Source organism: Paraburkholderia sediminicola, from assembly GCF_046026895.1.
Classification (GTDB): domain Bacteria; phylum Pseudomonadota; class Gammaproteobacteria; order Burkholderiales; family Burkholderiaceae; genus Paraburkholderia; species Paraburkholderia sediminicola_C.
Genome location: NZ_JAQQEU010000233.1, coordinates 1 through 1,097, shown reverse-complemented (window position 1 = coordinate 1,097; position 1,097 = coordinate 1). Strand labels below are relative to the sequence as shown.

The 1,097-nt window shown below is 57.8% G+C and carries 1 protein-coding gene; it reads right to left on the bottom strand.

What is annotated here, in order from left to right; all coding sequences use genetic code 11:
- Window positions 1-23: 23 nt before the first annotated feature.
- On the bottom strand, window positions 24-1,058 hold the full coding sequence (locus PQR02_RS40480) for an IS481 family transposase (protein ID WP_408243394.1): 1,035 nt from the start codon (window positions 1,056-1,058) through the stop codon (window positions 24-26).
- Window positions 1,059-1,097: the final 39 nt, after the last annotated feature.

The window sequence follows — 1,097 nt, the reverse complement described above, 5'->3', positions numbered from 1 at the left end:
TTGTGCGATTTACAGACATCGTTTCACTTTCTCGTAGACCGCTTTCTTGGCGTGCTTGAGCTCGTGGCTCCGTTAGGAGACGCGATTTCAAGCACGCGCCGATGATGGTCGGCAAGGGTCTTGTCGACTCGCCATTCGCGGTGCCGGATTCGCTCCTTTCGCTCGTCGTAGGCGCTTTCGACTTGCTCCGCGAGCGGTGTGATTTCGCTCACTTCCGCGATGCGGTCGACGGGCGTCTTGCCGCCCAGCGAGCCGTGAGGGCGACGCCAGTTGTAGTCGAATTGCCATTCCTCAATTCGCTGATCAATCTCCGCCTCGGTCGCGACATGGTGGAACCAGAACTCGTTCAGGTCAGTCAGCTGTGAACGCTCGACCTTGCCATTGAGGTGTGGCGAGCGTGGCGGAATCGGTCGAAATTTGATGCACTCGCTCATCAGACGCCGCTGCACTGATTCGGCGAAGAACTCGCCGCCCCGATCAGTCTGAATACGCTGGATCGGGAATGGCATCTCTTCGATGACACGATCAAGAAAGAGCAGCGTATTTCGGGCGTTTCTGCGCGGGTAGACAGCCAGTACGCGAAAGCGCGAGCAGTCGTCGATGGCCGTGTATTGATAGACACCTCGCGCGATTTTCATCGTGTCCATCTGGACCCGATCCCCTGGAACCGGGCGGCTATAGCGTTTGGGATGTGCCGGCCGCCTGCGACGCGCTAACGGCTTCACCGACGCTTCGTTCAGAACCTTGTGAATGGTCGCGAGGGACAGTTCTCTTTGTTCGTGGAGCCGCAACTCGTTCTGGATTCGCCGGGCTCCCTTGTGCTCAGCACGCAGCCGGAGAATCGTCGCTCGATCAGCTTCAGTGACCTTCCGGTTTGGACTGTTGAGAGGGCGGCGACTTTGAGATCGAAGACCCTCTTCTCCGGCATCCCGGTAGCGTCGTAACCATTTGCGAAGTGTCGGTCTCGAGATGCCACACCGCGAGCATACGAGACCGGCGTTGCCGGTCTCGTGATACATCAGCACCCATCGCAATCGAGTCGCAATCTCACGGTCCATCGCCTCATTTTAGTTGAAACGATGTCTGTGAATCACACA

Excerpts from the sequence above, each read along its gene's own strand:
- PQR02_RS40480 (WP_408243394.1), bottom strand. The coding sequence starts at position 1,058 with ATGGACCGTGAGATTGCGACTCGATTGCGATGGGTGCTGATGTATCAC.